Consider the following 23,078-nt stretch of genomic DNA (forward strand, 5'->3'; position numbering starts at 1 on the left):
ACGCGCGGAACGTCCGGTGACGTCCGCGCGATTGCCATTGAGGCCCGGATTAATACCGGAGGCCAAGGTCTGCGATGATCTTCCGGTACCCGGCCAGATCGGTACGCTTGAGGTAGTCGAGGAGGCGACGACGTCGCCCGACCATCTTCAGCAGGCCCTGACGCCCGTGATGGTCCTTCTTGTGCGTGCGGAAGTGACCAGTGAGATAATTGATCCGTTCCGTGAGAATCGAGATCTGCACGTGCGTCGAGCCGGTGTCGGTCTCGTGCTGGCGATGCTTCTCGATTGCTGCAGCCTTTTCGAATGCCATGGTCCTGGGTCTGCGCGGCGGCCGCGCGTCCGAATGTCCTGAATGATCGTAAGCCCTGAACAATACAGACCCTACGGACGGAAGTAAAGCGTTGCGGCGCCAGAACCTCCGCTCGGGGCGGAGGCTAGCCCCGGAAATGCCCCATCACCTGCGACCCGAGCCGGGCCAGGTCGTTGAACGTCGTCGTGATCAGGAGCAGCAACACCAGCCCCACCCCGGCGTACATGATCGCCCCCTTCGCCCGCTCGCCCAGCGGCTTGCCGCGCGCCGACTCGATCAGCGCCAGCACCACCTGCCCGCCGTCCAGCACCGGCACCGGCAGCAGGTTCAGCACCGCGATGTTCACGCTGATCAGCGCCATCAGCATCAGCACCCCCTCGATGCCACCGGCCCGGGCGGTCTGGAACGAGGCCTGCGCGATCATGATCGGGCCACCAAGCTGCTTCGGGGAAACGTTCCCGGAGAACAGCCCCTTCAGCACGTCCACCGTCTGCACGACGGTCTCCCAGGTGTAGGCAGCCCCATCCGCCACGGCGGCGACCGGGCCCACGCTCATCCGACCCGAGCTGGCACCGATCTTCCCCACCGTCCGGGCCACCCCGGTCTTGGGATTGGTGTCCACCGTCGCCTGCGGCGTGATCGTCAGCTGCTGCCGCGCCCCGCCACGCACCACCTCCACCGCCAGCGGCGTGCCGGCCTTCGACACCACCAGCTCCACGAGGCCGACCCAGGTGCTCACTGGCGTCCCGGCCACCGACACGATGCTGTCACCCGACGCCAGCCCGCCCCGCTCTGCTGGCGACCCCGGCAGCACGGTCCCGATCACCGACGCCGGGTTCGGCGCGCCATTCGCCATCCGCAGGCCGGCCACGACCGTGATGGCCAGGAGGAAGTTCATCGTCACGCCGGCGAGCATCACCACCAGCCGCGCCCACAGCGGCTTCGACTCGTACCAGCGATCCGCCGGCACGGGCTTCGGGCCGAAGGGCACCATCGCGGTCGGATCCCACGGAATCCCGGGCTCCCCCTGCGACGCCGTCGCGCCGTCCGCGAGGCTGCCACGATCGGCGCCCCCCTCGAACGCCGCCATCGACTCGTCGTCGCGCGACGCCATCCGCACGTAGCCGCCCAGCGGAAACAGCGCCAGACGGTAGTCGGTCTCACCGCGCCGCACGCCGAAGACGCGCCGGCCCCAGCCCAGCGCGAACACCGGCGCGTAGATCCCGACCGCCTTGGCCGCCAGGAAATGGCCAAGCTCGTGCACGAACACCACCAGTCCGAAGACGAGCAGCGGGGCCAGCAGGGGCAACAGGTTCATGCAAACTCCCGCACATGGGCGCGCGCCGCAGCGTCCGCAGCCACCAGTGCCTCGAGGGTATCTCCAGCGGACTCACCGAGGGCGTCGAGCGCCCCGGCGATCGCCCGTGCAATATCGCCGAATGCCAGCTCGCCGGCGAGGAACCGCGCCACGGCCTGCTCGTTCGCGGCGTTGAACACGGCCGGGGCCGCACCGCCACGACGGCCGGCCGCGATCCCGAGGCCGAGCGCGGGGAACGCGTCGTGCCGCACCGGTTCGTAGGTCAGCGGCGACAGCGCCACGGGGTCGAACGGCGGTACCCCGGTGTCGGGGATGCGGTCCGGGTGGGTGAGGGCGTACAGCACCGGCAGCTCCATGCTCGGCACGCCGAGCTGTGCCAGCACGCTGCCGTCCACGAACTCCACGAACGAGTGCACCACGCTCTGCGGGTGCACGACCACGTCGATGCGGTCGTACGGGATCCCGAACAGGTGGTGCGCCTCGATCACCTCCAGTGCCTTGTTGGCCAGCGTCGCACTGTCGATGGTGATCTTCCGGCCCATCGTCCAGGTGGGATGGTTCAGCGCATCCGCCACCGTGGCGGCCTCCACCCGCGCCCGCTCCCACGTCCGGAACGGGCCGCCCGACGCCGTGATGATCAGGCGCCGCACCTCGTGCATCGGACGGCCGGCGATGCACTGGAGGATCGCGGAGTGTTCGCTGTCCACCGGCACCAGCTCACCGCCACCGCGCCGCGCCGCGTCGTTGACCAGCGCGCCGGCCATCACCAGCGTCTCCTTGTTGGCGAGCGCGACACGCTTCCCGGCGTCGAGCGCGGCCAGCGTGGCACGCATGCCGGCGGCGCCCACCACCGCGTTGACCACGGTGTGCACGTCGTCGCGCACCGCGGCCGAGACGAGGGCGCCGGCGCCGGTCTCCCAGGCGGGGTCGGCGCCCGGCTCCGGCCGCACCAGCCCCACGAACGCGGGGGCGTGGGCACGGACCTGCTCCCGCAGCAGCGCCACGTTGCTGAACGCCGTCAGCGCACGCACGGTGAACGCCTCCGGCTGTCGCGCCAGCACCCGCAGCGCCGTCGTGCCGACCGAGCCGGTCGAGCCGAGGATGGCCACGCCGCGCGGTGCGCGGCCCGCCGGGGGCGTCACTGCGGGGCCGGGATCAGGAACGCGTCCAGCAGCAGCGCCGCCACCGGCAGCACGAACAGCAGGCTGTCCACGCGATCGAGCACGCCGCCGTGCCCGGGCAGCAGCGACGAGCTGTCCTTCACCGCGGCCTCGCGCTTGAGCAGCGACTCGAACAGGTCGCCCAGCTGCGCCGCGACGGCGATGGCGACACCGAAGCCGACGATCGCGGCCGGCGAGAGGCCGAGCTGGCCGTAGGGGACCATCAGGCGGCGCACGAAGAACCAGCCCACGATCACCGCGAGGGCGATGCCGCCGAGTGCGCCCTCCACCGTCTTCGCCGGGCTCACCGAGGGCATCAGCTTCGTGCGCCCGAGGGTGCGCCCGGTGAAGTACGCCCCGACATCCGACGCCCAGGTGAGCAGCACCGGAAACAGCAGCACGAGGCTCTGCCCGGTGCGCCCGATGGCATAGTTGTGGTAGCGCAGCTCGTAGGCGAAGCTCAGCATGCCACCGGTGTAGAGCACCGTGAACATGCTCACCGCGGCGACGGCGATGGGGCGCTGGTCGATGCGGCGCGTGAAGATGGTGGCCGCCATGATGAGCACGAGTGCGATCGCGAACCAGGCGGCGCTGGGCCGGAGCACGCCGAGCCGCATGCCGTGCGACAGCAGCGGCAGGGCCGCCGCGAGGCCGATGGTGAGCCACTCGAGCGGGGCGATGCCCGCGTTGCGGCACATCCGGCAGAGCTCCCACGCCGCCACCGCCGCCACCACGCTGAGGAGCGTGGCCAGTGCCGCATCGCCCTGCCAGGCCGCGGCGACGGCGAGTGGTGCGATGACGAGCGCGACGAGCACACGCTTGGCGAGCTCCGACAGGCCGGTGCTCAGACGGAGACCTTCCCGTACCGGCGTTCGCGCCGCTTGTAGTCGAGGATCGCGGCGAACAGGTCGCGGCGTCCGAAGTCGGGCCAGAGCACGCCGGAGATGTAGAACTCGGTGTACGCGAGCTGCCAGAGCAGGAAGTTCGAGACCCGCTGCTCGCCGGAGGTGCGGATGAGCAGGTCGGGGTCGGGCATGCCGGCGGTCATGAGGCGGCCGCTGATGGCATCCTCGTCGATGTCCGACGGGGCGAGGATGCCGGCGGCCACGTCGCGGGCCAGCGACTGCGACGCACGCACCAGCTCCATCCGGCTGCCGTAGGAGATGAAGATGTTGAGGTGGAGCGTGTCGTTGTGTGCGGTGGTGCGCTCGATCAGCTCCACCGCCCGCCGCGCGCCGTCGGTGAGGCGCTCACGCTCGCCGAGGATGCGCACGCGCACCCCGCGTTCCGACAACTCCGCCACTTCCTTCGCGATGTACTCCTCGAGGAGCGACATCAGCGCCGAGACCTCGGTGGTCGGGCGCTGCCAGTTCTCCTGGCTGAACGCGAACAGCGAGAGGTGCGTGACGCCGGCCTCGATCGCGCCGTGGACCACCTCGCGCACCGCCTTCATGCCGGAGCGGTGTCCCACCGGCCGCGGCATGAAGTGCTTGCGCGCCCAGCGGCCGTTGCCCTCCATGATGATGGCAACGTGCTGCGGTGGCGAACCGGCCAGCCGCACCTGCTCCAGCAGGTCGGGGGTCGACAGCGTCGAGGTGGCCACGGAGGTCCTCAGACTTCCATGATCTCGGCTTCCTTCGCCTTCACCGCGGACTCGATCTTCGCGATGAAGTCATCGTGCATCTTCTGCAGGTCCTTCTCGGCGTGCTTGACCTCGTCCTCCGACACGCTCTTGAGCTTCTTGAGCTTGTCGCGGCCGTCGGTGCGCGCATGGCGGATGGCCACCCGGCCATCCTCGGCGAGGGTGTGCAGGATCTTCACCAGCTCCTTGCGGCGCTGCTCGTTCATCGACGGCAGCGGCACCCGGATGATGTTGCCCTGGTGCGCGGGATCGAGGCCGAGGTCCGACTCGCGGATCGCCTTCTCGATCGCCTTCACCTGGCCCTTGTCGAAGGGGGTGACGATCAGCATGCGCGATTCCGGCGCCGAGATCGATGCCACCTGGTTGAGCGGCACCCACGACCCGTAGGCTTCCACCTGGATCGTGTCGAGCATGTTCGGGGTGGCCTTGCCCGCGCGCACGGTCGAGAACTCGCGCTTGGCGTTCTCGATGCCCTTCTCCATGCCGCTCTTGGTGGCCTTCAGGATGTCCTGGATCATGACACGAAGGTTCCGACACGCTCGCCACGGACTGCGCGGGCGAGCGCACCGGGAGTGTGGGTGTTGAGGACGATCAGCGGCAGCGAGTTCTCCTTGCAGAGCGTGACGGCCGTCTGGTCCATCACTGCAAGCTCGCCGAGCATGACGTCGCGGAAACTGACGGTATCGAACTTGACGGCATTCGGGTCCTTCTTCGGGTCGGCGGAATACACGCCGTCCACGCTCGTGGCCTTGATGATGACGTCCGCCTTCATCTGGATGCCGCGCAGCACCGCCGCGGTGTCGGTGGAGAAGTACGGATTGCCGGTGCCGGCCGCGAAGAGCACCAGCCGCCCCTGCTCGAGGTGCCGCATGGCGCGCCGCCGGATGTACGGCTCCGCCAGCTCCTCCATGCGGATCGCCGTCATGACGCGGGTGTCGACGCCGAGCTTCTCGAGCTGGTCCTGCAACGCGAGCGCGTTGATGACCGTCCCGAGCATGCCCATGTAGTCGGCGCCAACGCGATCCATGCCGTTCTGTGCGAGCTGCGCGCCCCGCACGATGTTGCCGCCGCCGATGACGAGGCCGACGCGGCAGCCCAGGTCGAGGACTTCCTTGATCTGCCCGCAGAAGAAGGAGACGCGCTCGAAGTCGAAGCCGACCTTCTTCTCGCCGGCGAGTGCCTCACCCGAGAGCTTGATGAGGACACGCTGGTAGCGGATGCCGGGCGTCCCGGCACCCGCCGCCGTCACCGCATCGGCGGGATCGCTCACGCGTCGCCGAGGGCGAAGCGGACGAAGCGCGTCACGGTGATCTCCGTGCCGGCCGCCTTGCCCGTCTCGCGGATCAGGTCCGTGATCGTCTTCTTCGGCTCGCGCACCCACGGCTGCGAGACCAGCGACATGTCCTTGAAGAACGCCTCGAGCTTGCCCGTCGCGATCTTCTCGATCATCGCCTCCGGCTTGCCGCTCTGGCGCGCCTGGTCTTCCGCGATGCGCTTCTCCTTCTCGACCAGCTCGGCCGGGATGCCGGTGCGATCGAGCGCCAGCGGGTTCATCGCCGCCGCATGTTCGGCGATCGCCTTCAGCATCGTCTGCACGGACTCGGTGGTGGCGACGTCGGGGTTGCCGAGGGTCGCCTCGACCAGCACGCCGACCTTGGCGTTGTGGTGCGTGTACGTGCCGACGGCACCGGTGCCGATGGCGTAGCGCGTGACGCGGCGCACGTTGACGACCTCACCGAGCTTGGCCGAGCGTTCCTTGACCACCTCGTCCAGCGACTTGCCACCCTCGACACCCACCGGTGCGGCAAGCAAGGCGGCCGTGTCGGCGAAGTCGGTGGTCATGGCGTGCGCGAGCACGACATCGACCAGCGCCTTGAAGTCGTCGGTGCGCGCCACGAAGTCGGTTTCGCAGTTCACTTCCGCGATCACGCCGACGGCGGCGTCATTCGAGACCGCGCTGCCGATGAGGCCCTCGCTGGTGGTACGACCGGCGCGGGATTCCGCCTTCGCGATCCCCTTCTTGCGGAGGTACTCGACGGCGGCATTCAGGTCGCCGTTCATCTCGGTGAGTGCCTTCTTGCAGTCCATCATGCCGGCGCCAGTGCGCTGCCGCAGTTCCTGGACGTCCTTGGCCGTGAAATTCATCGTCGTCCTGGTCAAGAGACCGGGTCAATCGGGATTGTGGAAACGCCGCCGGCTGATGGCCGGCGGCGTCGGGAAGCATACTCCGGACGCCGGGACGCGGGTAGGCGCGATCCGGTGTCCGGTGCGCCGGTTACGAGGCGTCGTCGGTCGTCTCGACCGCCGCCGCGGCATCCGGGCCACGCAGGCGCGCCTGGATGGCTTCCGGCTTCGCGCGGCGCCGACGGCGCTGGCCGCCCTGTGCACCGGCACCTGCACCGGCACCCTGGCCACCGCCCTGGCCGCCAGCGCCCTGGCCACCGCGACGGCCACGGTCATCGCCCCGGCCGGCCGACTCCATGCCGCGGTCGGAGCTGTACGTGCTCTCCTCCGACTCCTCCTCGACCACGCGCTGCGGCGCCTCGCGGCGCGCCTCGGAGATCACGTCGGCGATCGCCCGGGCGATCAGCTCCACCGAGCGGATGGCGTCGTCGTTGCCCGCCACCGGCACGGTCAGCAGGTCCGGGTCGGCGTTCGTGTCGGCGATGGCGATGATCGGGATCCCGAGCTTGTTCGCCTCGCTGACCGCGATGTTCTCCTTCTTCGCGTCGACGACGAACATCAGGCCGGGCAGGCGCGTCATGCTGGAGATGCCGGACAGGTTCTTCGACAGCTTGTCGCGCTGCCGGCGCATCATCAGCTGTTCCTTCTTCGTGTAGTTCGAGAAGCCGCCGCCTTCCTCGCTGCCGGCCTCGAGCTCCTTCAGCTTCTTGAGCTGCTTCTTGACGGTGCCGAAGTTGGTCAGCAGCCCGCCCAGCCAGCGCTCGGTGATGAACATCGAGCCGCAGCGCTCGGCCTCCTGCGCCACGATGGCCTGGAGCTGCTGCTTGGTGCAGACGAACAGCACCTGCTCGCCGCGGAGCACGACTTCACGCGCCAGCTTCTGCGCGAGCTCGAGCTGCTTGAGCGTCTTCTGCAGGTCGATGATGTGGATGCCATTGCGCTCGGCGAAGATGAACTTGCGCATCTTCGGGTTCCAGCGGCGCGTCTGGTGGCCGAAGTGGACACCGGCCTCCAGGAGCTGTTCGATCGTGGGCTGCGACATGTGTGGGCAATCAGAAGGTTGAGTCCGCCGCGGTCGTCATCGTGCGCCGCAACCGGCAGGGCCGGCACCAGCGGTGCACTCGGAACGCGTGAGAGATACGAGCGGTGCACCGGCCGGCGCAGTGGTGCGCCGGCCCGGTGCGACAACGACTAGCGCTTGCTGAACTGGAACTTCTTGCGGGCGCCCGGCTGGCCCGGCTTCTTGCGCTCGACCGAGCGGGCATCGCGCGTCAGCAGGCCGAACTCGCGCAGCTTCTTCTTGTGGTCGGCGTCGATCTGCACCAGCACGCGGGCGATGGCGAGGCGCAGCGCACCGGCCTGGCCGGCCTGGCCGCCGCCGGTGAGGTTGGCCTTCACGTCGTAGTTGCCGATCGTGTCGGTCACCGTGAACGGCTGCTGGATCGACGTCACCAGCGAGGGACGCGGGAAATAGTCGCCGAGCGTGCGCCCGCCGTTGATCTCCCACTTGCCGGTGCCCGGCGTGATGTAGACGCGGCACACCGCTTCCTTGCGGCGGCCGACTGCGTGGAGCTGTTCGGTCGCCATTACTTCGTCCCCTTCGCGGCGGTCAACGTGAGCTGCTGCGGCTTCTGCGCAACGTGATCATGGGTCGGGCCGGCGAACACGCGCAGCTTGCGACGCAGGTGGCGGCGACCGAGGTCGGTCTTCGGCAGCATGCCGTAGACCGCCTTCTCGATCACGCGCTCGGGGTGCTTCTCGATCATGTCGGCGAAGGCCGTGTACTTCTCGTGGCCCATGTAGCCGGTGTGCCGGAAGTAGGTCTTCTGCTCCGCCTTGCGGCCGGTCACGCGCACCTTGCTGGCGTTGATCACGACGACGAAGTCGCCGGTGTCGGCGTGCGGGGTGTACATCGGCTTGTGCTTGCCGCGGATGATCTTCGCGACTTCGGCGGCGAGACGGCCCAGGACCATGCCCTCGGCGTCGACAACCCACCAGGCATGATTGAGGTCAGCCGGCTTCGGGCTGTACGTACTCTGGTTCGGATGCATCAGCACTGCGGACGAGAATGAACCCACGCCTCACCGGTGCACGATGCAACCCGGGTCTCGGCCCCCTCCGAAAAGGGTGTTTTGGACAGACCTGAAGCATAGCCAGCCGGGGAAGTCAGGTCAACACAAGAGCTTAGGCCCACGCCGCACCCCCATCCCCGCCTCCGGAAGCGTCAGGCGAAACCCGAGGCAACCGTCCGCCCGTAGGCTGACTCCAAGAGCCGTTCCCGCCATCGGGGACCGAGCTCCCCCTCCCAGCCTGCGACCCGCGACCGATGCTTCTCCCCGCCCTGCTCTTCCAGCTCGCCGTCGCCGGTCAGGTCGCCGCGCCCCCGCGCGACAGCAGCGCCCGCCAGGCGCCTGCGCCAGCCGAGCTCGTCAGGTACCGGCCCGCGCGCGCCACCCGCGCCCCGCAGATCGACGGCCGCGGCGACGACCCCATGTGGCGCGACGTGCCCGTCGTCACCGACTTCCGCCAGTTCGAGCCCACCGAGGCCGGCGACCCCACCTTCCGCACCGAGGCCCGGATCGCCTACGACGCCCGGAACCTCTACGTCCTCGTCCGCAGCTTCGACCCGAAGCCCGACAGCATCCTCGCCGTCCTCCAGCGCCGCGACGCCTTCACCCTCTCCGACGACATCCTCCTCGGCGTCGACTCCTACAACGACCGGCGCACCGGCTACCTCTTCCGCCTGACCGCCGCCGGTGCCATGGCCGACGGCTACATGTTCAACGATGGCGAGGAGGACTGGGGCTGGAACGCCGTCTGGGAGGGGGCCGCCCGCGTCGACTCGCTGGGCTGGATCGCCGAGTACCGCATCCCGCTCAGCCAGCTCCGCTACGCCGCCACCGGCGACAACACCTTCGGCCTCGCCATCATGCGCCGCACCGCCCGCAGCGGCGAGCGCGTCGTCTGGCCGACGGTCCGCCGCTCGAAGACCGGGTTCGTGAGCCAGTGGGAACGCACCGCCGGCTTCACCGGGCTCTCCGCCCCGCGGCGCGTGGAACTGATGCCCTACACGGTCGCCCGGTACGGCTACCAGCCGCGTGGCGACGGCACCCCGCGTGACGCCGGCCGCGCCCGCATCGGCGCGGACCTGAAGGTCGGCATCACCTCGAACGTCACGCTCGACGCCGCCATCAATCCCGACTTCGGCCAGGTCGAGGCCGACCCCGGCGTGCTGAACCTCAGCGCGTTCGAGCAGTTCTACGCCGAACGGCGGCCCTTCTTCCTCGAGGGGAGCGGCATCTTCCGCTACGACATCGACTGCAACGACGGCGAGTGCACCGGGTTGTTCTACTCGCGACGCATCGGGCGCTCGCCGCAGCTGCGCGACACGTACGGCGACGCCGCATCACCGGGGCAATCCACGATCCTCGGTGCCGCGAAGGTCACCGGTCGCCTGGGCAACGGGCTCTCCATCGGGGTGATCGACGCCGTCACCGAGCGGACGGCCGGCGTGCAGGGCCGGACGATCGAGCCGATGACCAACTACGGCGTCGTGCGGCTGCAGCAGGACCTGCGCGGCGGCAACTCCGGGATCGGCGTGATGCTGACCAACACCACGCGGCGCAACGACGAGTGGACGCGTGACGAACTCCGCGGCGACGCCTGGACCGGGGGCTTCGACGGCCGCCACCGTTTCGCCGGCAACCGCTACCAGGTCTCGGCGCAGCTCGCGGGCAGCCGGGTGACCGGCACGCCCGAGGCGATCGACCGCACGCAGCGCTCGAACGTGCATCTGTACCAGCGCCCCGATGCCGGGCACCTCGATTACGACAGCACGCGCACCACGATGAGCGGCGCACTGGCACAGGTGTCGCTCGACAAGCAGGGGGGCGGGATCACGCGCTTCAACACGAGCGCGTGGTACATGACGCCCGGCTTCGAGATCAACGACCTCGGCTTCCGCACGCGCAGCGACGAAGCCGGGGCCTCGGCCTGGTTCGCGCTGCGCCCGACGCGGCCCTTCGGGAAGTTCCGTCGCGGCCAGGTCAACTTCAACGCCTGGGGCACCACGAACACCTCGGGGCTCGTGATCGGGAATGGCGGCAACGTCAACGCCAACGGGCAGTTCAACAACTTCTGGAACGGGTACATGGGCGTCGGCGTGAACAACGTCGTCGCCACCTACTCGGATCGCGATGCGCGTGGCGGCCCGGTGCTCTTCCGCCCGCGGCGGCTGCAGGTGTGGGCCGGCATCGACGGCGACAGCCGCAAGGCGTTCACGCCCTCACTGGGCATGTTCGGCGGCCGGCGCACCGACGGCCGCGGCAGCAACTGGGACCTGAGCGCCGGCGGCCAATTCCGGCTCGGCGGGCAGCTCAACGGCAGCGTGAACGCGAGCTACGGCCGCAACATCGACGACCAGCAGTGGCTGGGCAACTTCGAGGACGGCGGCGTGATGTCGTACACCTTCGGCCGCCTCTACCAGGCCACGTCGTCGGTCACGCTCCGGCTGAACTACACCATCACGCCGCGACTGAGCGTCGAGAGCTACCTGCAGCCGTTCGTCAGCACGGGCAGCTACACCGACTGGCGCGCGATGGCCGACGGGCGCGCGAAGGATCCCTCGCTGCGGTTCCGGCCCTACACCGAGCGCGGCGCACCGGAGGGCTTCCGCTTCGGGCAGTTGCGCACGAACAACGTCGTCCGGTGGGAATACCGCCCTGGCTCGGTGCTCTTCCTCGTCTGGTCGCAGGGCCGCGACACGTACACCGACAGCCCGACGGAACTGGGGGTGCAACCCGGCTTCGATGCGCTCTTCTCACAGCGACCGCAGAACGTCTTCCTGGTGAAGGCGAGCTACTGGTTCGGGCGCTGACAACACGGTCCCCATCCGCGCACGGCCGTCACACCGATGCCGTGCGCGGCGCCGTCACCGCCCCCCGGGTCGCCGCCGGCGGGCAGTGACGTCAGGACAGCTCGACGAGGACGGCGCCCTTCTGCACGGCCGATCCCACCACCGCGCGCACGGCGGTGACCGTGCCGGGGCCGGCGGCGCGCAGCTCGTTCTCCATCTTCATCGCCTCCATCACGATCAGCCCCTGCCCGGCCACCACCACGTCGCCCGGCACGACGCTCACGCGCACGATCATGCCGGGCATGGGGGCCAGCAGCGGCGACGGGCCCGCGGGACCAGCGGTCGCCGCGGCGAGGTCACGGATCGCCCGTGCACGGGCATCGAGTGCCTCGACGTGGTGCCGCTGTCCGTTCATCAGCAGCGTGTACTGCCCGCGCGCGCCGCGACGCGCCACGACGCGGTGGACCGTGTCGCCGATGCGCACCTGACGGATCGGCGACCCCGGGATGTCGGTCAGCGACGCGTCCACCGGCGCACCATCGAGCATCACGCCATCCGGCCCGACCTCCACCTCGTGCCGCGTCCCCTGCACTTCGACGACGTACTTCACGCCTCCTCCCGGTCGATGGTGCACACGGTCTCGACATGCGCCGTCTGCGGGAACATGTCGAACGCCTTCACGTCGGTCACGCGCCAGCCGGCGCCGAGCCGCGCGATGTCACGCGCCAGCGTCGCGGGATCACAACTCACGTACACGACGCGCGCGACACCCGCTTTCGTCGCCGCGAGCATCGGGGGCACCGTGGCATCGACGCCGGCGCGCGGCGGGTTCAGCACCACGACACCGGCCGGCAGCCCCTCGGGCAGCAGGTGCTCCACGCGGCCGGTGAGGACGCGCGAGAGGGGATGATCGTGCAGGGCGGCGCCGGCGATCGCCGAGGCGTCCTTGTCGAGCTCGATCGCGGTCACGCGGCGGCCGTCGCGCAGCAGGCGCGCGGCCAGCGCCCCACTGCCGGCGTACGCATCGACGACGGCGTCCGGCGCACGTGCCTCCACCTGCGCGACGACGTACGCCCGCAGGAGTTCCGCGACGGCGGGATTCACCTGCGCGAAGCTGGCTCCTGCCTCCTGTGCGGTGCGACGATCGTGGCGCAGCACGCGCACCTCGTCCGCACGCACCCACCAGACGGCGTCGAGGTCGCGCACGCCGGACACCAGCGCCTCGATGGAGGCCTGCTTCCATTGCGTGCCCCCTTCCACCGTGAGCGCCAGTCCGCCCACACCCAGCCGTCGCACGGTGACGCGCAGCGACGACGCGCGCGGCAGGTGCTCGGCCACCGTCATCACCTGGCGCCACCCCTCCATCACCTCGGGCATCGCGATGAGGCAGGTCCGCAGCTCGAACAGCGTGCCCGGTTCACCGGCGACGTGCATCCCGGCCAGCCAACCGCTCGGCCGCATGCGGTCACGCTGCAACGCGAGCGTGAGCGCGTTGCGGTATCCCCACGGTGACGGGCTGGCCACCACCGTGACGGCATCCACCGGCTGCCTGGCGATCCGGACGATGGCATCGCGCACGAGCTCGCCTTTCACGGCCAGCTGGGCCTCGTAGCGCAGGCCCTGCAGCTGGCAGCCCCCGCATCCGTCACCGTCGTAGTGCGGACAGGGAGGCGTCTCGCGGTCGGGCGACGCCGTCACCACCCGGGTCACGCGTCCGCGCGCGAAGGTGCGCTGGCGCGTGAGCGTCACCTCGACCTCGTCGCCCGGCACGGCGCGCGGCACGAACACCACCATGCTGTCGTGCCGTGCGATCCCGTCGCCACCGGCGGCGATGCGCTCGATGGTGACCGTCGCCGACTCACTCATGCCCGCTGCACTCCCTCGAGCCGTGCGGCACGCTGCCAGGCACCGGCAAGCGCCTGCGCGGTTGCATGCGCCTGCGACGGCTTCACCGTCGTGCGGTCACGATCTGCGATGAGCGCTGCGGCGATCACGGCATCGCGCACAGCGGCGGACGGCGGCGTGGCGGCACCGAGCGCCGGCAGGCGCGCCTCGAGCCACTGGATGCTGATGTCGCCGCGGCGGAACTCATCATCCTCCATCATGCGCAGGTGAAACTCGCGCGACGTCTCCACCCCCTCGATCTCCAGCTCGAGCAGCGCCCGGTGCATCCGCGCGATGGCTGCGTCGCGCGTGCCGGCATGCACGATCAGCTTGGCGAGCATCGGGTCGTAGAACAGCCCCACCTCGCTGCCGATCTCGATGCCGCCATCCCAGCGGACGCCGGGCCCGGTCGGCAGCTGCATCCAGTGCACGCGTCCGGTGGACGGCAGGAAGCCGTTCTGGAAGTCCTCGCTCGTGATGCGGCACTCGATCGCCCAGCCGCGCGGCACGATCAGCTCCTGCACGAACGGGAGCCGCTCCCCCGCGGCGACGCGGATCTGCCACTGCACGAGGTCGATCCCGGTCACGAGCTCGGTCACCGGGTGCTCGACCTGGATCCGCGTGTTCATCTCGAGGAAGTAGTAGTTCCCGTCGCGATCGAGCAGGAACTCGCAGGTGCCGGCATTCACGTAGCCGGCCGCCCGGGCTGCGGCCACTGCCGTCGCGCCCATGCGGGCGCGCAGCTCCGGTGACACCGCCACGCTCGGCGCCTCCTCGATCATCTTCTGGTGCCGGCGTTGCACGGAGCAGTCCCGTTCCCCGAGGTGCAGCATCGTGCCGTGCATGTCGCCGAGCACCTGGATTTCCACGTGGCGCGGCCCCTCGATGTACTTCTCGACGTAGACGGCGTCGTCACCGAACGCGTTCAGTGCCTCCCGCTGCGCGGAGGCCAGCGCGCCGGCCAGCTCGTCGGCGGCGCGGACGATGCGCATGCCCTTGCCGCCGCCACCGGCGGCCGCCTTCAGCAGCACCGGGAACCCGAACTGCGTCGCGACGTCGAGCGCCTCCGCGGCATCCCGGAGGGCGGCCGTGGTGCCGGGAACCACCGGCACGCCAGCCGCGACGACCAGCGTGCGCGCCGCCGTCTTGCTGCCGAGGGCGGCGATCGCTTCCGCCGGAGGCCCCACCCACACCAGTCCGGCGTCGCGCACCGTACGCGCGAACCACTCACGTTCCGAGAGGAAGCCATACCCGGGGTGGATCGCCTGGGCGCCGGTGCGCCGCGCGGCCTCGATGATCCGCTCCCCGAGCAGGTAGCTCTCGGCGGCCGGTGCCGGTCCGATGTTGACCGCCTCGTCTGCCTCGCGAACGTGGGGGGCGGTGGCATCGGCATCGCTGTAGACCGCCACGCTGGCGACACCGAGTTCGCGACAGGCGCGGATGACGCGGAGGGCGATCTCGCCACGGTTGGCGACGAGCAGTTTCGTGATCACGGGCGCGGCGGTCGGGGGAGTCGCGCGCCGGCCTGGCACGCGGTCAGATCGGGAACTTAGCGCGGCCCGGGCACTTCGGAGCCTCCAACGCAACAGCGCCGCCCCGGCGAACCGGGGCGGCGCTGCAGGGTGGGTGGGCCGTTACCGGCTCAGACCGAGCGACGACGGCGGGCGATCATGCCGAGGCCGAGCAGCCCCGTGCCGAGCAGGGCATACGTGGACGGCTCAGGGACCACCGTGCCGACGGCGCGGACCATGAACTCCTGCCCACCACCGAGACCGTTCGCGGTGTTCACGTCGGTCACGACGGCCCAGCCGGCCAGGTTCACCTTGGTCAGGTCGGCCAGGCTCACCTTCGTCAGCCAGCTCATGACGTTCGAGTTCAGCGCGGCGCTCGGCTTGCCACTGCCGATGTTCCAGATCGCGCCCTGGATCCCGGCCCACTCCGACACGTCCGCCGTAGCGAAGTTGTCGACGAGCCACGCCATCTGGACGTACTTTGTGAAAGCGGAACCGCCACCCAGAACCTGACCCTGACGCGTCAGGAGGCCGATGTCGGCAGACGAGCTGGACAGCAACGTAACATTGACGTTGTAGTTCATGCCGTTGAAATAGCCATTGTCCAGATCGACGCAGAAGGCCTGGACGAGCGTCTTGGCGAACATGTTGAACTGAAGGTCGAGCGGTCCGATCGGCTCGCGGATGCCTTCTGCATACGTCGCTTCCGGCGCAGACAGTGGCGTGTTGATCGTCACGTTCGTGTTCGTCACGTTGCCGGGCAGCGCGAGCTGGGCGGCAGCGGTCTGCGGGGCTGCGAGGAGGGCTGCGGCCGCGACGGCGGCGAACAGTCTGCGCATGAGGTTCTCTGGCTGGAGGGATCGCCGGGGTACCCACCACGGCGTACCACACACATCAGCAGGTATCGGGCCAACGGCCCGGTCTGCTCGAAGGGAGACGCGCAAGTCTCATGAGATCAACACATTAGGAGGTCCACATCATATGCCGGCGCAGTTCGCCAGCCTGCGGCTGAGCCCGGAACTGTTGCCCGGGCGCCACAAAAGGTGCCGCAACCCCTGTTCGATGTGGAGTCGCTGCAACAGAGGCAACGGCGCCACAGACCGTCAGAGCGGGATGTTCCCGTGCTTCTTCGGCGGGTTCCTGTCGCGCTTGGCCGACAGTGTCTCGAGGGCGTCGATCAGCCGCGGGCGGGTGTCGCGCGGGTCGATGATGTCGTCCACGTAGCCCCACGCCGCCGCCATGTAGGGGTTGGCGAACTGCTGCCGGTACTCCTCGACCTTGGCGTCCGTCGCGGCCACGGCATCCTCGGCCTCCGCCAACTCGCGCTTGTAGATGATCTCCACGGCCCCCTTCGGCCCCATCACCGCGATCTCGGCAGTCGGCCAGGCCACGTTGAAGTCGCCGCGGATGTGCTTCGAGCTCATGACGTCGTACGCCCCGCCGTAGGCCTTCCGCGTGATCACGGTCAGCTTCGGCACCGTGGCCTCGCAGTAGGCGTACAGCAGCTTGGCGCCATGCCGGATGATGCCGCCGTGTTCCTGGCTCACACCCGGCAGGAAGCCCGGCACATCCTCGAAGGTCACGATCGGGATGTTGAATGCATCGCAGAAGCGGATGAACCGCGCGCCCTTCATCGACGCGGCGATGTCCAGCACGCCGGCGAGCACCGCCGGCTGGTTGGCCACGATGCCGACGCTCATGCCCCCCAGGTGGGCGAACCCGCAGAGGATGTTCTGGGCGTAGTCGCGGTGCACCTCGTAGAACGTGCCGTCGTCCACGACGCGACGGATCACGTCGAGCATGTCGTACGGCTTGTTCGCGTTGTCGGGCACGATGCCCGCCAGCGCCTCGTCACGGCGGTCCCGGGGATCGGTGCCGGTGCCCCGTGGCGCATCAGCGAGGTTGTTCGACGGCACGTAGCGGAACAGCTCGCGGATCTGCGTGAGGCAGGCGATCTCGGAATCGCAGGCGAAGTGGGCCACCCCCGAGGTGCCGGCGTGCGTGTCCGCGCCGCCCAGCTCCTCCATCGTCACGTCCTCGTGCGTCACCGTCTTCACGACATTGGGCCCGGTGACGAACATGTAGCTCGTGCCGCGCACCATGTAGATGAAGTCCGTGATGGCCGGCGAATACACCGCCCCGCCGGCGCAGGGGCCGAGGATGGCCGAGATCTGCGGGACCACGCCGCTGGCGAGCGTGTTGCGGAGGAAGATGTCGGCGTAGGCGCCGAGTGCCACCACACCCTCCTGGATGCGCGCGCCGCCGCTGTCGTTCAGGCCGATCACGGGAGCACCGTTGCGCACGGCGTGATCCATGATCTTGCAGATCTTCCGCGCGTGCGCCTCGGCCAGTGATCCGCCCAGGACCGTGAAGTCCTGCGAGAAGACGTACACCAGGCGCCCATCGATGCGACCGTAGCCCGTGACGACGCCGTCGCCGTAGACGCCGCCGGCGTCGGTCCGGGCCGTGACGAACTTGTCGATCTCGACGAAGGACCCCTCGTCGAGGAGCACGTCCAGGCGCTCCCGCGCGGAGAGCTTTCCCTTTGCGTGCTGGGCAGCGAGTCGGTCGGCACCGCCCCCCAGTTCAGCCTGCGCGCTTCGCCGCGCGAGCAGCTCGAGCTTCTCGGTCATGGACATGGGGACGAAGGTAGCCCGCCCCGTGCGTGCGGGCGAGCAGCCGCTGGTGCCGCGGGCGGCGGCCGGCGTTTGATTGCGGGCGAATGCGAGTCCTCCTCACCGGCGCCCGCGCGCCAGCGACCCTCGAGCTGGCCCGACTCTGCAGTCTGGCGGGCCACGAGGTGCACGTTGCCGACACCGCGCGCTGGCACATCTGCCGGGGGTCGCGTCGGATCGCTGGCGTGCACCGGCTTCCGGCTCCCAGGCGCGGCCATCAGGCCTACGCCGCTGCCCTCGGCGCGCTGGCTGCGCGGCTCGACCTCGACGTGGTGGTGCCGACCTGCGAGGAGATCTTCCACCTGGCGAGCATCAGGGAGGAGGTGCCGGGGCTGCGGATCGCCTGCGACAGTGCGGAACGACTCTTAGCGCTTCATGACAAATGGCGCTTCATCGGCCTCTGCGAGGCCGCCGGCCTGGCGGTGCCCCGGACACGGCTGCTGGATGCCGGCGTGCCCGCCGCCGGACCAGGGGCAGGCCGGTGGGTGCTGAAGCCTCGGTTCTCCCGCTTCGCGACACGGGTGCAGGTGGTGGCGGGTGGTGCGGCGCTGCCCTACCTCGCCGGCGACCTGCCTTCACGCTGGGTGGCGCAGGAGTTCCTCGACGGACCGGTGCTCTGCTCGTGGAGCGTCGCGCAGGCGGGCCGGCTCCGCGCCCACGTCACCTACGCCGTGGACGAGACGGCCGGCCCGCACGGCGCGGCCATCGCCTTCCACACCGTGCATCACACCGCCGTGCGGGCCTGGGTGGCGCAGTTCGTCGCCGCACATGCGCTCGATGGCCAGTTCGCGTTCGACTTCGTGGACCACGCCGGCGGCTTGCGCGCGATCGAGTGCAACCCCCGACTCACCAGCGGCATCCATGGATTCCGGGGATTGCCCGGCGTGGTGGCGTGCCTGCTGGAGGGCAATGCCGGCCCGGACGACGCGATCCTCGAGCCACCGGCAGGCCAGCGGTTCCGAAGCCGGCTGGCACTCTCCGCATTCCGCCGTCCGTCTCGCGCCGGCGCCGGCCTGCTCGATGCCCGCGACGATCCGTGGCCGCGCCGCCTGCAATGGGTCGCATGGGCGGACCTGTTCCTGCGCGCCGCCATCGCCGGTGACGATCCACGGCGGTACAGCACCCGGGACATCGAGTGGAACGATGACTGAGCCGATGGCGCTCGCTGCCGACGCGCTGTGGGCACCCCTGGTCGATGCGGGCACGCAGTGGTGCGCGCCGAACGTCCACGCCGATGCGGCGTGGCTCGATGTCGGAGGGCAGCGCTGGCGGGTGGCCGTGACGAAGGCGGTGCCTGGCAACAGCTACGTGGTCAGCGCCGCGGGACAGTACCTCGACTATGCCCGTGAGGAAACGCGGCGGATTCCGTCACGCGCGAACCGGACGGCCTCGCGGGGATTGCTGGCAGCGGTTGCGCCGGTGGTGCGGGCGCTCGACCCGGTGGTGATCCTCGACGCGCTGCCCGTGTCGACCGTGCTGCACCCGGTGCGGCCCGCCGACGCATGGCACGACGCGCTGGCGGCCGCACGTGCCTCGTTCCCGTCGCAGCCGGTCATGGTCCGGTCGCTCGATGCCGTCGCGTCGCGCGGGACGCTGGAGACACTGCGGGCACTCGGGATGGCGCTCATCCCGAGCCGTATCGTCTTCCACCAGGATCCAGGCCCCGACGCGTTCTGGCAGGCGCGCAACCTCCGGCACGATCTTGCCCTCCAGCGGCGCGCCCCGATGCCATGCCGCGCACTCACGCCGGGCGATGCGGCGCACATCGAGTCACTCTACTGGCAGCTCTATGGCGACAAGCATTCCCGGCTCAACCCGCGCTTCACCCGGCAGTGGCTGGCGCACGGCATGACCGCTGGCGTATTCGAGGGCGAGGGAATCGAGCACGACCGTCAGCTGGTGGGGGTGTACCTCTCATACACGATCGGGGGCGTCATGACGAACCCGGTCTTCGGCTACGACACATCATTGCCGCAGCCACTCGGGCTCTACCGCAGGCTGGGCGTGCTGGCCTTGCAGGCCGCGCGACGCAAAGGCCTGGTGTTGCACGCGTCGAGCGGCGCCCCGGCGTTCAAGGCCACGCGTGGTGGCGCGCCATCGATCGAGTATCACGCCGTCGATCTTCGCGGCGTTCGCGGGGTGCAACGGATGGCGTGGGAAACCGTGCTGCGCATTGCCCGCGCAGTCGGCCCAGCCATGATGCGCCGCGCGACCTGAACGCGTGGCCCCTGCGCGCACCTCCCGGTACCTTCCGCGAATGACCTCGCTCCGCCTGCACCTTCGCTTGCTGGTCGCGGCTGGTGCGATCGCCACCAGCACCTCCGCCATGCACGCCCAGGCGGCCGACTCGCTGGGCACCACCGGCGGGCTGAGTCTTGGCCTCAGCGGCCTGCGCAGCGGTGACGGCACCACGGTCCGCGCGGACGTGATGTGGGTCGGTGCGGAAATGAACGACGGCGTCGGCCTGCGCCTGCTGCGCCAGGGGTTGGCGCCACGCGCGCACGGGTATGCGGCCATGCTCGTCATCGGCGGGCCGCCGCATGACCGCCTGGGCTGGGCGCGCATCGACTTCGGGCTGGGCTACGTGGGCCAGCAGTCCGACCGGGACCTGCGCTTCCTGAAGCGCCATGGTCTCGGGGCCGAGTTCGCGGCGACGATCGCGCCGCGGCGGTTCGGGATCGTCAAGCCGGAGCTGAACGGCTGGGCGGTGGTCGGAACGTCGGCGCAGTTCCTCGGCGTGTCGCTCGGCGTGCGCATCCTGGATCCGCGCGGGCGCTGAGCCGCTGTCCGGAGGTCGCGTTGCGTTCCGAATCCGGGCGCGTACGTTGTCTCGCATGACGCGCCTTCCCCAGCTGACGCGATGCCTCGCCGCTGTACTCGCGTGCTCGGCGGCCATCGCCATGCCCGTCGCTGCGCAGAACGCCGACAGCAGCGCCACGACGACCATTGGCGACGAGTCGAGTGACAACCCGATCCGGATCGGCATCTCCGGGCGGGCCGGGCGTCACGGTACGGCGATCTGGGTGGACGCCCTTCTGATCGACACATTGAGCTTCGGGATCCAGGGGATGACGCAGCAGCTCGGCCCCTCGACGCGTGTCTACGGCGTGGCGTGGACGCTGGGTACCATCGTCGACGCCCCGAACTGGCGCTGGCTGCGCTTCGAGATGGGCATGGGTGCGTACGGACAGACGTCCACCAAGTCGCTGCACTGGTATCAGCGCGCTGGCCTGGGCTATGTCGCTGGCGTCACGGCGGCGGCCTTCCGGAAGGGGCCACTGACGCCGGAACTCCATGGATGGGCCGTGCTGGCGACGAATACGCAGTTCGCCGGTGCATCGGCGGGGCTGCGCGTCTCGGCGAGCGCGTTCCTGCGATGATCCGCCTCAGCCGCGGCGCCGCGCGGCCGGCCTGACGCCATCGGTCTCACTCCGATCCTCGACGCCCGTAGGCGCCGCGTCCGCGAGCAACGATGCCGGCTGCACCGCGCCAGGGCCGAAGCGCGCCCGCACACGATCCATCGCGATCGCGAGCGCACGGTCCTTCGGTGTCTCCTGCACCACCGGCGTCGCAGATGGCAGCAGCGAGAGCTGCTCGGCCAGGTCGCCATCATCAAGCTGTGTGAGGCCCACACCCAGCAGGCGCACCGGAAGGCGGCGTGACTGCCGCAGCTTGCGGAAGAGCAGCCGTGCGGTGGAGAACACCGCGCGTTCCGTGCTCACCGGCGTGTCGAGCGTCTTGCTCGCCAGCTTCGTGGTGAAGTCGTTGGTGCGCATCTTCACCGTGATGGTGCGCGCACGCAGGCCGTCGGCGCGCAGGTCCGCGACGACACGCACGGCGAGGCGCTGGAGCTCCGTCTCGAGTGCGGCATCGTCAGCGATGTCTCGATCGAAGGTGTCCTCGCGGCTCATTCCCTTCTGCTGGTCGTGGCCGTGCAGCTCGGCGCTCCCCTGCCCGCGCGCCTTGCGCGTGATCCACTCGGCGAGCTTGTCGCCGAGGTAGCGACGGATGGTGGCGGGGTCGGCATCGAGCACGTCAGGCACATTGACAAGACCCAGGCTGCGCAGCTTCTCCTGCGCCTTCGGCCCGATGCCCGGGATCTCGGCGAGCGGCTGTGTGCGCATGAATGCCTCCTCGCGGCCCGCAGGCACGATGTGCACACCGGTCGCGCGCGTGCCAGGGATCGGCTTGGCCGCGCCCGCGGCGATCTTCGCAATCAGCTTGCTGGTGCCACCGCCGATCGAGATGCTGCAGCCTGTCTCGTCGATCACCGCCTGCCGGATGCGCTGCGCGGTCACGTGCAGCGGTTCGTCGTGGTACAGCGCCTCGGTGCCGGTGAGGTCGAGGTAGAACTCATCGACACTGGCGGCGACGACGACCGGTGCGAAGCGGGTGAGCACCTGCTGGATGGCGCGGCTCTTCTCGCCGCACGCGTTGCGCGGCACGGGCACGGCCAGCGCGGCAGGACAGAGTCGCAGCGCCTGCGAGATGGCCATGCCTGATCGCACGCCGAACGCGCGCGCCTCGTAGCTCGCGGAGCAGACCACGCCACGGCTGCCGGGGCGCCCGCCGACGATCAGCAGGCGCGCCTTGCCCGCGCCATCGGGATCACAGAGGCGCGCGACGGCCACGAAGAACTGGTCGGCGTCGGCGAGCAGGATGCGGGGTTCGCGGGCGGGGACGGCGGGCGCGGTCATACCCGAAATATACCCGAAGGCCCCGCCGCTCGTGGGAGCGACGGGGCCTTCGGTCCAGCGGACTGGCGAGGATCACTCCTCGTCGGCTTCCTCGACCACGGCGGCCTCGGGCTCGGCGCCTTCCGGCTTCGGCTCGGGCTTCGGCGGCTGGTCGGCCGGGATGTTGTTCACCGACAGCACGATCCGGCGGTGGATCGGATCCACCTCGTTCACGGTCATGTCGAGCGTCATCCCTTCCCAGATCACCTCGTCCAGCTCGGTGTACGTGAGCGGCACGTTGATCTGGTTCTGCGGCACGAACCCTTCGATATCGTTGCCGACATCGACGACCACGCCCTTGTCGGCGAGGCGGACGACCTTGCCCGACAGGGCGAGGTTGACCGGGTACGTCTCACCGATGCGCAGCCACGGATCTTCCTCGGCCTGCTTGAGGCCCAGGCTGATGCGCTTGTTCTCGGCATCGATGTTGAGGATCACGACGTCCACCGAATCGCCCTTCTTCACCACTTCCGACGGGTGCTGGACGCGCTTGGTCCAGGACATGTCGGAGATGTGGATCAGGCCGTCGATGCCCGGCTCGATCTCGACGAAAGCGCCGAAGCTGGTCAGGTTGCGGACCTTGCCTGAGATGCGCGTGCCGACCGGGTACTTGAGCGGCAACACGGCCCACGGATCCTGCTCCGTCTGCTTCATGCCGAGCGAGATCTTCTCCTCGTCGGGGTCGACCTTGAGCACCACCGCCTCGATCGCCTCGCCGATGCTGACGAGCTTCGAGGGATGACGGACGTTGCGCGTCCAGCTCATCTCGGAGATGTGCACGAGGCCTTCGATGCCCGGCTGGA

The 23,078-nt window shown here is 69.7% G+C and carries 23 protein-coding genes; 5 read left to right on the forward strand and 18 right to left on the reverse strand.

The window, feature by feature from the left end; all coding sequences use genetic code 11:
• Positions 1 to 49 precede the first annotated feature (49 nt).
• The 11 genes from rpsO to rplM all read right to left on the reverse strand — a co-directional run bounded on the left by rpsO (position 50) and on the right by rplM (position 8,665).
• Entirely contained in the window at positions 50 to 310 is a 261-nt protein-coding gene (gene rpsO / locus IT355_03640; GenBank protein ID MCC7052333.1) for a 30S ribosomal protein S15, read from the reverse strand.
• Between the two features lie 124 nt (positions 311 to 434).
• Complete coding sequence (gene rseP, locus IT355_03645; protein ID MCC7052334.1) at positions 435 to 1,628, reverse strand: RIP metalloprotease RseP; 1,194 nt, start codon at positions 1,626 to 1,628, stop codon at positions 435 to 437.
• Positions 1,625 to 2,770 (reverse strand): 1-deoxy-D-xylulose-5-phosphate reductoisomerase, encoded by a 1,146-nt coding sequence (locus tag IT355_03650; protein ID MCC7052335.1) that lies wholly within the window; start codon positions 2,768 to 2,770, stop codon positions 1,625 to 1,627. Before IT355_03650 ends, rseP begins: the two co-directional genes overlap by 4 nt.
• Complete coding sequence (locus IT355_03655; protein ID MCC7052336.1) at positions 2,767 to 3,603, reverse strand: phosphatidate cytidylyltransferase; 837 nt, start codon at positions 3,601 to 3,603, stop codon at positions 2,767 to 2,769. The genes IT355_03650 and IT355_03655 overlap by 4 nt, the downstream gene beginning before the upstream one ends.
• Before the next feature lie 29 nt (positions 3,604 to 3,632).
• A complete protein-coding gene (gene uppS, locus IT355_03660) occupies positions 3,633 to 4,307 on the reverse strand; it encodes a di-trans,poly-cis-decaprenylcistransferase (protein MCC7052337.1) in 675 nt (224 codons plus the stop codon).
• A 92-nt stretch (positions 4,308 to 4,399) separates the two neighbouring features.
• The gene (gene frr / locus IT355_03665) at positions 4,400 to 4,948 is read right to left on the reverse strand and encodes a ribosome recycling factor (protein ID MCC7052338.1); all 549 of its coding nucleotides are present in this window, start codon (positions 4,946 to 4,948) and stop codon (positions 4,400 to 4,402) included.
• Positions 4,945 to 5,649, reverse strand: a complete 705-nt coding sequence (locus IT355_03670) for a UMP kinase (GenBank protein MCC7052339.1) — start codon at positions 5,647 to 5,649, stop codon at positions 4,945 to 4,947. Before IT355_03670 ends, frr begins: the two co-directional genes overlap by 4 nt.
• Before the next feature lie 47 nt (positions 5,650 to 5,696).
• Positions 5,697 to 6,575, reverse strand: coding sequence for an elongation factor Ts (locus tag IT355_03675; protein ID MCC7052340.1), 879 nt, complete (start codon positions 6,573 to 6,575; stop codon positions 5,697 to 5,699).
• 130 nt (positions 6,576 to 6,705) lie between these two features.
• Positions 6,706 to 7,656 carry a 30S ribosomal protein S2 gene (gene rpsB / locus IT355_03680; protein MCC7052341.1) on the reverse strand — a complete coding sequence of 317 codons (951 nt, stop codon included), beginning with the start codon at positions 7,654 to 7,656 and terminating at the stop codon, positions 6,706 to 6,708.
• A gap of 149 nt (positions 7,657 to 7,805) precedes the next feature.
• Positions 7,806 to 8,201 carry a 30S ribosomal protein S9 gene (gene rpsI, locus IT355_03685; protein ID MCC7052342.1) on the reverse strand — a complete coding sequence of 132 codons (396 nt, stop codon included), beginning with the start codon at positions 8,199 to 8,201 and terminating at the stop codon, positions 7,806 to 7,808.
• Positions 8,201 to 8,665 carry a 50S ribosomal protein L13 gene (rplM, locus tag IT355_03690; GenBank protein ID MCC7052343.1) on the reverse strand — a complete coding sequence of 155 codons (465 nt, stop codon included), beginning with the start codon at positions 8,663 to 8,665 and terminating at the stop codon, positions 8,201 to 8,203. The genes rpsI and rplM overlap by 1 nt, the downstream gene beginning before the upstream one ends.
• A gap of 275 nt (positions 8,666 to 8,940) precedes the next feature.
• On the opposite strand from rplM, the gene IT355_03695 reads away from it, so the two are divergent.
• Positions 8,941 to 11,490, forward strand: coding sequence for a carbohydrate binding family 9 domain-containing protein (locus IT355_03695; protein MCC7052344.1), 2,550 nt, complete (start codon positions 8,941 to 8,943; stop codon positions 11,488 to 11,490).
• A 91-nt stretch (positions 11,491 to 11,581) separates the two neighbouring features.
• Here IT355_03695 and IT355_03700 read toward each other — a convergent pair whose 3' ends face one another.
• From IT355_03700 to IT355_03720, 5 genes are all read right to left on the reverse strand, one after another.
• Positions 11,582 to 12,016 (reverse strand): acetyl-CoA carboxylase biotin carboxyl carrier protein subunit, encoded by a 435-nt coding sequence (locus IT355_03700; GenBank protein ID MCC7052345.1) that lies wholly within the window; start codon positions 12,014 to 12,016, stop codon positions 11,582 to 11,584.
• A gap of 59 nt (positions 12,017 to 12,075) precedes the next feature.
• A complete protein-coding gene (locus tag IT355_03705) occupies positions 12,076 to 13,335 on the reverse strand; it encodes a class I SAM-dependent RNA methyltransferase (GenBank protein ID MCC7052346.1) in 1,260 nt (419 codons plus the stop codon).
• The gene (locus IT355_03710; protein ID MCC7052347.1) at positions 13,332 to 14,846 is read right to left on the reverse strand and encodes an acetyl-CoA carboxylase biotin carboxylase subunit; all 1,515 of its coding nucleotides are present in this window, start codon (positions 14,844 to 14,846) and stop codon (positions 13,332 to 13,334) included. The genes IT355_03705 and IT355_03710 overlap by 4 nt, the downstream gene beginning before the upstream one ends.
• A gap of 149 nt (positions 14,847 to 14,995) precedes the next feature.
• The gene (locus IT355_03715) at positions 14,996 to 15,703 is read right to left on the reverse strand and encodes a PEP-CTERM sorting domain-containing protein (GenBank protein ID MCC7052348.1); all 708 of its coding nucleotides are present in this window, start codon (positions 15,701 to 15,703) and stop codon (positions 14,996 to 14,998) included.
• A gap of 264 nt (positions 15,704 to 15,967) precedes the next feature.
• The gene (locus tag IT355_03720) at positions 15,968 to 17,497 is read right to left on the reverse strand and encodes an acyl-CoA carboxylase subunit beta (GenBank protein MCC7052349.1); all 1,530 of its coding nucleotides are present in this window, start codon (positions 17,495 to 17,497) and stop codon (positions 15,968 to 15,970) included.
• Positions 17,498 to 17,586: 89 nt separating this feature from the next.
• On the opposite strand from IT355_03720, the gene IT355_03725 reads away from it, so the two are divergent.
• The 4 genes from IT355_03725 to IT355_03740 are packed head-to-tail and all read left to right on the forward strand — an operon-like array spanning position 17,587 to position 20,919.
• Positions 17,587 to 18,690, forward strand: a complete 1,104-nt coding sequence (locus tag IT355_03725; GenBank protein ID MCC7052350.1) for a hypothetical protein — start codon at positions 17,587 to 17,589, stop codon at positions 18,688 to 18,690.
• Positions 18,683 to 19,756, forward strand: coding sequence for a hypothetical protein (locus IT355_03730; protein ID MCC7052351.1), 1,074 nt, complete (start codon positions 18,683 to 18,685; stop codon positions 19,754 to 19,756). The genes IT355_03725 and IT355_03730 overlap by 8 nt, the downstream gene beginning before the upstream one ends.
• Before the next feature lie 40 nt (positions 19,757 to 19,796).
• Entirely contained in the window at positions 19,797 to 20,318 is a 522-nt protein-coding gene (locus IT355_03735) for a hypothetical protein (GenBank protein MCC7052352.1), read from the forward strand.
• Positions 20,319 to 20,373: 55 nt separating this feature from the next.
• Positions 20,374 to 20,919: a hypothetical protein gene (locus tag IT355_03740; GenBank protein ID MCC7052353.1), complete on the forward strand. Its 546-nt coding sequence runs from the start codon at positions 20,374 to 20,376 to the stop codon at positions 20,917 to 20,919.
• 6 nt (positions 20,920 to 20,925) lie between these two features.
• Here the strand turns inward: IT355_03740 and IT355_03745 are convergent, their stop codons facing one another.
• Both IT355_03745 and IT355_03750 read right to left on the reverse strand, forming a co-directional pair.
• Positions 20,926 to 22,236 (reverse strand): DNA polymerase IV, encoded by a 1,311-nt coding sequence (locus IT355_03745; protein MCC7052354.1) that lies wholly within the window; start codon positions 22,234 to 22,236, stop codon positions 20,926 to 20,928.
• 72 nt (positions 22,237 to 22,308) lie between these two features.
• The coding region (locus IT355_03750; protein MCC7052355.1) for a S1 RNA-binding domain-containing protein at positions 22,309 to 23,078 on the reverse strand (770 nt) is incomplete at its 5' end.

Source organism: Gemmatimonadaceae bacterium (assembly GCA_020851035.1).
Taxonomy (GTDB): Bacteria; Gemmatimonadota; Gemmatimonadetes; order Gemmatimonadales; family Gemmatimonadaceae; genus JACMLX01.

What these genes read in the sequence shown, in the direction of transcription:
- IT355_03730 (MCC7052351.1), top strand. Translation starts at nt 18,683, where the DNA reads ATGACTGAGCCGATGGCGCTCGCTGCCGACGCGCTGTGGGCACCCCTG.
- rpsB (MCC7052341.1), bottom strand. Translation starts at nt 7,656, where the DNA reads ATGTCGCAGCCCACGATCGAACAGCTCCTGGAGGCCGGTGTCCACTTC.
- rplM (MCC7052343.1), bottom strand. Translation starts at nt 8,665, where the DNA reads ATGCATCCGAACCAGAGTACGTACAGCCCGAAGCCGGCTGACCTCAAT.
- rpsI (MCC7052342.1), bottom strand. Translation starts at nt 8,201, where the DNA reads ATGGCGACCGAACAGCTCCACGCAGTCGGCCGCCGCAAGGAAGCGGTG.
- rpsO (MCC7052333.1), bottom strand. Translation starts at nt 310, where the DNA reads ATGGCATTCGAAAAGGCTGCAGCAATCGAGAAGCATCGCCAGCACGAG.
- frr (MCC7052338.1), bottom strand. Translation starts at nt 4,948, where the DNA reads ATGATCCAGGACATCCTGAAGGCCACCAAGAGCGGCATGGAGAAGGGC.
- IT355_03740 (MCC7052353.1), top strand. Translation starts at nt 20,374, where the DNA reads ATGACGCGCCTTCCCCAGCTGACGCGATGCCTCGCCGCTGTACTCGCG.
- IT355_03745 (MCC7052354.1), bottom strand. Translation starts at nt 22,236, where the DNA reads ATGACCGCGCCCGCCGTCCCCGCCCGCGAACCCCGCATCCTGCTCGCC.
- IT355_03715 (MCC7052348.1), bottom strand. Translation starts at nt 15,703, where the DNA reads ATGCGCAGACTGTTCGCCGCCGTCGCGGCCGCAGCCCTCCTCGCAGCC.
- IT355_03700 (MCC7052345.1), bottom strand. Translation starts at nt 12,016, where the DNA reads ATGCTCGATGGTGCGCCGGTGGACGCGTCGCTGACCGACATCCCGGGG.
- IT355_03695 (MCC7052344.1), top strand. Translation starts at nt 8,941, where the DNA reads ATGCTTCTCCCCGCCCTGCTCTTCCAGCTCGCCGTCGCCGGTCAGGTC.
- rseP (MCC7052334.1), bottom strand. Translation starts at nt 1,628, where the DNA reads ATGAACCTGTTGCCCCTGCTGGCCCCGCTGCTCGTCTTCGGACTGGTG.
- IT355_03720 (MCC7052349.1), bottom strand. Translation starts at nt 17,497, where the DNA reads ATGACCGAGAAGCTCGAGCTGCTCGCGCGGCGAAGCGCGCAGGCTGAA.
- uppS (MCC7052337.1), bottom strand. Translation starts at nt 4,307, where the DNA reads ATGGAGGGCAACGGCCGCTGGGCGCGCAAGCACTTCATGCCGCGGCCG.
- IT355_03705 (MCC7052346.1), bottom strand. Translation starts at nt 13,335, where the DNA reads ATGAGTGAGTCGGCGACGGTCACCATCGAGCGCATCGCCGCCGGTGGC.
- IT355_03675 (MCC7052340.1), bottom strand. Translation starts at nt 6,575, where the DNA reads ATGAATTTCACGGCCAAGGACGTCCAGGAACTGCGGCAGCGCACTGGC.
- IT355_03735 (MCC7052352.1), top strand. Translation starts at nt 19,797, where the DNA reads ATGACCTCGCTCCGCCTGCACCTTCGCTTGCTGGTCGCGGCTGGTGCG.
- IT355_03725 (MCC7052350.1), top strand. Translation starts at nt 17,587, where the DNA reads ATGCGAGTCCTCCTCACCGGCGCCCGCGCGCCAGCGACCCTCGAGCTG.